Annotated in this window: 8 protein-coding genes; 4 read left to right on the top strand and 4 right to left on the bottom strand. The window is 31.6% G+C overall.

Going from position 1 to position 6,510, the window contains the following annotated elements:
- Window positions 1-140 precede the first annotated feature (140 nt).
- Both ACWXVN_RS02930 and ACWXVN_RS02925 read left to right on the top strand, forming a co-directional pair.
- Window positions 141-611 carry a hypothetical protein gene (locus ACWXVN_RS02930; protein WP_455979056.1) on the top strand — a complete coding sequence of 157 codons (471 nt, stop codon included), beginning with the start codon at window positions 141-143 and terminating at the stop codon, window positions 609-611.
- 1 nt (window position 612) lies between these two features.
- Entirely contained in the window at window positions 613-831 is a 219-nt protein-coding gene (locus ACWXVN_RS02925; protein WP_455979055.1) for a TM2 domain-containing protein, read from the top strand.
- Between the two features lie 43 nt (window positions 832-874).
- Here the strand turns inward: ACWXVN_RS02925 and rpmE are convergent, their stop codons facing one another.
- From rpmE to ACWXVN_RS02910, 3 genes are all read right to left on the bottom strand, one after another.
- A complete protein-coding gene (gene rpmE, locus ACWXVN_RS02920) occupies window positions 875-1,084 on the bottom strand; it encodes a 50S ribosomal protein L31 (RefSeq protein WP_438341357.1) in 210 nt (69 codons plus the stop codon).
- A 68-nt stretch (window positions 1,085-1,152) separates the two neighbouring features.
- Window positions 1,153-1,791, bottom strand: a complete 639-nt coding sequence (locus ACWXVN_RS02915; RefSeq protein WP_455979054.1) for a thermonuclease family protein — start codon at window positions 1,789-1,791, stop codon at window positions 1,153-1,155.
- A gap of 72 nt (window positions 1,792-1,863) precedes the next feature.
- Window positions 1,864-2,142 carry a hypothetical protein gene (locus tag ACWXVN_RS02910; protein ID WP_455967769.1) on the bottom strand — a complete coding sequence of 93 codons (279 nt, stop codon included), beginning with the start codon at window positions 2,140-2,142 and terminating at the stop codon, window positions 1,864-1,866.
- Between the two features lie 402 nt (window positions 2,143-2,544).
- Between ACWXVN_RS02910 and arcA the strand changes: the two genes are divergently transcribed.
- Window positions 2,545-3,765 carry an arginine deiminase gene (gene arcA, locus ACWXVN_RS02905; RefSeq protein ID WP_438341354.1) on the top strand — a complete coding sequence of 407 codons (1,221 nt, stop codon included), beginning with the start codon at window positions 2,545-2,547 and terminating at the stop codon, window positions 3,763-3,765.
- A gap of 160 nt (window positions 3,766-3,925) precedes the next feature.
- Window positions 3,926-5,716: an amino acid permease gene (locus tag ACWXVN_RS02900; protein WP_438341353.1), complete on the top strand. Its 1,791-nt coding sequence runs from the start codon at window positions 3,926-3,928 to the stop codon at window positions 5,714-5,716.
- A gap of 100 nt (window positions 5,717-5,816) precedes the next feature.
- On the opposite strand, the gene plsY is transcribed toward ACWXVN_RS02900, so the two are convergent.
- Entirely contained in the window at window positions 5,817-6,488 is a 672-nt protein-coding gene (gene plsY, locus ACWXVN_RS02895) for a glycerol-3-phosphate 1-O-acyltransferase PlsY (protein ID WP_455967772.1), read from the bottom strand.
- Window positions 6,489-6,510: the final 22 nt, after the last annotated feature.

Genomic DNA, 6,510 nt, shown 5'->3' with positions numbered 1-6,510 from the left:
TACTAAAATTCCCTTCAACAAAAAAACAGCCGCAAATGCGACTGTCTTACCCTTACCCCTAGTTTTTCTTATGTTCCCAAATTATGCAATTTTTTAAAAATTGTTATAATTTAAAATATATATTTTAAATAAGGAAATTTATGTACGAACAACGTGAAGAAGTAGAAATAGTGGATGGAATGAAAACAGGGAAAGCAATTTATTACTTTCGTTGTGGTTCAACCGAAACTTACTCATATGTTAATGGACAAAAAAATGGTCCTGCCAAAATGGTAGTTCCAAATGGTGATATTGCTGAATACACATATGTTGATGGTTTAGCACAAGGTCCTGGTTATTTACAATATGCTAATGGTGATCGTGAAGAATTTATTTATGTTGACAATCTAAAACACGGGAAAGCAACATTTTACAAAGCTAATGGTGATCGTGAAGAATGCAATTACAAAAACGACATGCTAAATGGGGATGCAACAACATACTATGCAAATGGTGATGTTGAACGTTACAAATACTCAACAGGTAAAAGACAGGGGGACGCTGTCTACATCACTAAGGATGGTAAAGAAAGCCACTATAAATACTTCTGAGGAAAGAAATACGAGGAATAAAATGAATGCAGTTTCAGATAAAAGTAGATTAGTATTAGTTTTATTATCTTGATTTTTAGGTTGACTAGGAATTGACCGTTTTTACGCCGGAAGAACAATGTTGGGCATTTTTAAATTATTAACTTTAGGACTTTGCGGAATTTGATGATTTATTGATTTTGTTCTAGCTTTATTAGGATCACAAAAAGATTCAAATGGAAAACTAATCGCTAATTGATAAAAAAGGCAAAATAAAAAACTCTCAACACGAGAGTTTTTTATTATTATTTTGAATTTTTACCGAATCTACGGTTGAATTTTTCAACTTGACCAGTAGCTTTAGCACTTGTACGGTTACCTGTATAGAAGGCGTGACAACTTGAGCAAACATCTAAAGAGATTTTACTTGCAGTTGTTCCGAATTCGTGTTCTGCACCACATGATGAGCAAGTTATTTTAATTTGTTGATATTGTGGGTGAATATCTTTTTTCATAATATGTTGCTCCTTTTAATGTTGTATTGCTTTATAATTCTACCAAAAAATTAACTTTTTTTGCTTTATTAATATAGAAGGCCGATAACGTATGCTTTAGTTCCGAGCGACCACATACCGATTTTATTTAAGATTGCTTGGTTTTCAGCATTTTCTAGCTCCATGTAAAATGTTGTGTCACTTGTGTAATATTTATTTTTTCTTTCCAAACTAATATAACGCTTAATTGCTAAACCCTTTGTTACTAAGTCTATGTTCAGCATATGCTGCTCGCTAAGGTAAATTTTTCCCAAAGATCGAGAGTATTTATCCTTTTTAGGATTTTTTGGCACTCACACGAAGTCTTTATTTTCAGTTATTAGTCTTTTTAATTCTTCTTTAGCTTTTGTTCCCCATAAATGTTGGTCTCCAGTAGTCAGTTCTCAACTTCCGTCAGGTGCATGTTTTCTTGTTTCTGGAGTGTCAATTCCACTGAATCTTCACTTAGTAAAATCATTGTTATTCTCAGTCACGATAGTATCACCATCGATAACTTCCGTCACTTTTGCTTTGTAATACTCACTTAAAAATTGTTGACTAAATTTTGTTTCTTCTTGTGGGTGTTTTGTTTCAACATTATTACATTTTTGGGCCGAAAGTAAAACAGTTGGAATCATCAAACTAGTTAGCATTAAAGGTAAAAATCATTTTTTAATTTTTGTCGCCATATACAAAATTATTTCACTTTCTCTTCCATTAATATAAAAATGAAAAAAATTAGGGAATGAAGCCCCTGATTATTAACGATTTGTATTCTCAATTGGTCGGTTAATGGTTCATCTTCCATCTGCTAAGCGGAAAAATTTACCATCAATAGTCAACAATTTATACAATTGCCCTCTTTTTAATTCATCAATTTCATCTTCACTAAAATTATTATCGTTTTGTGAGAATTGTTCGATTCAAGATTGAATAAATTTTTCACGAACGTATTGATAAATTTGCTCAAAAGTAAGATTTTCTTTATTCATTGTTTTAAAAGCTTCTAGAGAAGTTGAAAGCATTGTTTCATTTTGCATTGTTATACTCCTTAATCCCCAAAGCACTTGTGTTTCTAAATTTAAACATTAATAAGAATTATAAAAATTAATTAAGAAAGAATGAGAAAAGTTTATTTAAAGAAAGAAAAAAACAAAATGTTGAATATTAAAATACACAAGAAGGTATACAAAACACAGTGTGGGGTCTTGAATATTTATGTTAATAAACTATAATATTATTGTATAAATATTTTTTTGCGTGTAGCTGTTGTTTATACCACCAAATTGAGTTAGTGGTTTTTATCACAAAAATAAATTTGCAAATAAAAACAGTGTAATTTTACCATAAAATTTCGAATTACACAAAAAAATTTATTTATGCAAACAACAAAATTTATTAATTTAAAGATCTATTAAAAAACTATTTAAGGAAGGCAATAAATGTCAGTTTTTAATGAAAAATTCAAGGGAATCAACGTCTACAGTGAAGTTGGTGAACTTGAATCTGTATTAGTACATGAACCAGGGCGAGAAATTGATTACATTACCCCTGCTCGACTAGATGAACTATTGTTCTCTGCTATCTTGGAAAGCCATGAAGCAAGAAAAGAACATAGATCATTCGTTGAATCACTAAAAGGACATGGAATCAATGTAGTTGAACTACTAGATTTAGTAACAGAAACCTATGAACTAGCTAGTCCGGAAGCTCGTAAACAATTTATCGAAGACTTCTTAGAAGATTCAAACCCAATTCTAAGTGAAGAAAAGAAAGCTCTTATTAGAGAATTCTTCAGCAAACTTTCACCAAGAAAAATGGTTGAATACATGATGTCAGGAATCACAAAATATGATTTAAACATTGAATCAAAACACGAATTAGTTGTAGATCCAATGCCAAACTTATATTTCACACGTGACCCATTTGCATCAGTAGGTAATGGAGTTACAATTCACTTCATGCGTTACAAAGTACGTCAAAGAGAAACACTGTTCTCATTATTCGTTTTCAAAAACCACCCAAAACTAGTTAATACTCCTATTTATTACGAACCAAGTCTAAAACTTTCAATCGAAGGTGGGGACGTATTCGTATACAACGAAAAAACACTAGTTATTGGAGTTTCAGAAAGAACAGACCTAGATACAATTGAATTATTAGCTAAAAATATTAAAGCTAACCCAGAAGCAAAATTCACACGTATTGTTGGGGTTAACGTTCCTAAATGAACAAACTTAATGCACCTAGACACATGATTGACAATGTTAGATAGAAACAAATTCTTATACTCACCAATCATGTTAGATGTTCTAAAATTCTGAGAATTTGATTTAACAGAAGATGAACCAAAACGTAAAGAAAGCGGAGCATCTCTATCAGACTTATTAGAATCAATTATCGGTGAAAAACCAGTTCTAATTCCTATTGCAGGAAAAGGTGCAACTTTAATGGAAATTGAAAGAGAAACACACTTCGACGGAACAAACTACTTAGCTTTAGCTCCAGGAGTTGTAATTGGTTACTCACGTAACGAAAAAACAAACAAAGCTTTAGAAGCTGCTGGAATTAAAGTTATTCCATTCCACGGAAACCAATTATCACTTGGAATGGGAAATGCTCGTTGCATGTCAATGCCTTTATCAAGAAAAGACCTTAAATAAAAATTAATAAATTTATATTTGTGAACATTCATAAAATTATTAGCGTTTATAAAAAAACAACTTAAACCCATTTAAATTCATTCTTTTTCTTAATTTTTATAAACAAACAACAAAACAGTAATAAGAAAAACTTATTACACAACATACGAAAGGATAAACAATGTCTGACGAACAATTAGTTGTGACTGCTGACAAGAAAAAGAAAATTAGTTTCTTTTCAGCAATTTTAATTGTTATCGGTTCATCAGTCGGAGCAGGAATTTTCCTACGGGCAGATAAAGTACTTGCAGAATCTGCTGGAAACATTTTCTGATCTATCTTAGCTTGGGGACTAGCAGCATTTGCGGTTATTGCCATGGCAATAGCACTTGTTGAAGTTGCTTCAGGTCGTAATGATAACCTTGGTATGATTGGGTGAAATAAAGCGTTCAACAGTCTTTACATCTATAAAGCATGTAAAAACTTCATGACTTTTATTTACTTACCTTTCACTTACTACTTTATGCCACTATATGTAATTATTCAAATGCAAGACGCTGCTGGAGGATTTGTCACAGATGGTGGTTTACTAATCAATAAAGCATTCGGAAATAATGACTGAATTATTATGATGCTTTTTGCTTTAGGAATTTCATTCTGATTCTTATTTACATCAGGATTAAGTTCAAAAGCAGGAAACATTCAAAACTTAGTTGTTACTGCTATTAAATTCTTCCCACTTATCGCAGTAACCATTATTGGATTAGTATTTGCTGGTCAAAAACTATCTGAACAAGTCAGTGATGGAAGCACAGTCACTGTCGGTCAACAAATGACACAAATTAAATGATGAAATCCACAATCAACAAGCCTAGCAAAACTATCACCAATCTTTGGTATCTTCACAAGTATGGCTGCTATCTTCTTTGCATATGATGGATTTTATGTAACAGCCGGAGTTCAATCAGAAATGGCTGAACCTAAGAAAACACCACTTGCTCTAGTTATTGGACTAGTAACTGTAACTATTATTTACTTGATTCTTGCTGTTACAATGACAATTGGTGCTGCTAGTGGAGGATTCTATGGATTCTCGGATCAACTAAAATCAATTAAAGCAAGTTGATTATTTGGATTAATTAACTTTGCTATTGCAATCGGAATCTTAGGAATCATTAACGGATTCACAATGTGATGTACTCGTTTCATTGAAGACTTAATAAACGAAGGTGAGTTGTGAGTTCCACTTAAAGTTCATGCAAAAATGCAAAAAGCAAAAACTCCAATCGTCGGAACTATCTATGCAATCATTCTAACAATTCCTGTTACTCTAATCTTTAATGTTGTTGGATCACTTGCTTACTTCCCAGGTGGATATGATGGTTTATATGGTTCAAGAAACTTCAACTCAAATATGAACTTCTCTGACTTAATGGCTAACTGAATGGCTGTTATCTCATTCGCATTCATTATTGTTGCTATTTTCGGAACAATCAGAAACCGTAAATTGAACTTTATTAAAGTTGAAAAAGGAAAACACACAGTTTGAGCAGGTTGAGTTGGTATTGTATTAGTTGCTTTAGCATTAGTTACTTATGCAATTAATCCATATGTATCAATCGCTTTAACTGAAAAACAAATCGAAAACTACTTTGACCCTAAAGTAGGACTAATTACAACAGTAGAAAAAACAAAAGACATGACTGATGCTGCTTTTGTTAAAGCTCAATGAAAATTATTAGAGAATTTACACTATGAATGAATCGGAAACATCGTAACAGCAATTCTTCTTCCTTCATTTGTATTAATTATGTTCGGACTTGTTCCTATTGAAAAAGCAGTAGTTTACAAGAGAGCTAAAAAATACGAAAAAAGACTTGCTAAAACTTCTGATCCAGTTCTAAAAGAAAAATTAGAAAAATTAATCAGCTTCAACAATCTAAGAATTCAAACTTTTGAAACTGCACGTTAATTAGCATATATTGAACACAGGATAAGCCAAGTGCTTATCTTGTTTTTTATTCTTGCTTTTGCTATATAAAAAGCTTAGTCTTTTTGACTAAGCTTTAAAACTATTTTTTAAGTCTTAACTTATTTTCTGTTTTATTTACCAATCTTTTAATATTGGTGCGATGCATAAAAATAACTATCAAGTCAGCAACAAGTAAGACAATACCTGGAATATAAAACCAATCTTTATTAATTGAGCAAACACCAAGAGGTCCAGAAGCAATTCAAGGAATAAATGCTAATAAAACCAGTATGAATGGAACAACTATTGAACCAAGTGAAACATATTTTGTTATTAATACAACACTTAAAAATAAAACAATACCAATGAATAGTAAGATGATGTTGGTTGCAATAACCATTCCTAAGAAACAAGCAGCTCCTTTACCACCTTTAAATTTAAAGTAAATAGGTCACACATGTCCAACCAAGGCACCTAGACCAGCAATCAACGGTATCAATGAAATACTGATGCTTAAGTCTCTGATTACTCACCTTTGCAAAATAACAACGAAAAAACAAGGTAACATCGCTTTTAAAACATCAAAGCAAAAGACAACTAAAGCAAATTTCTTGCCGTAGACTCTTAAAGCATTTGTTGAACCCGCATTATTTGAACCTTGTGATCTGATATCTTCTTTTTTAAGTTTTTTAGACATGATAATTGACAGATTTATTGAACCAATAAAATATCCTGCAATAAAAATAAAAATGTTAATTCATCAATATGGCATTACTCTATTATATAAGGTTTAA

This window comes from Mycoplasma sp. 4044 (genome assembly GCF_053851695.1).
The sequence above is the reverse complement of the archived record's forward strand: the minus strand, read 5'-3'. Positions and strand labels throughout refer to the sequence as shown.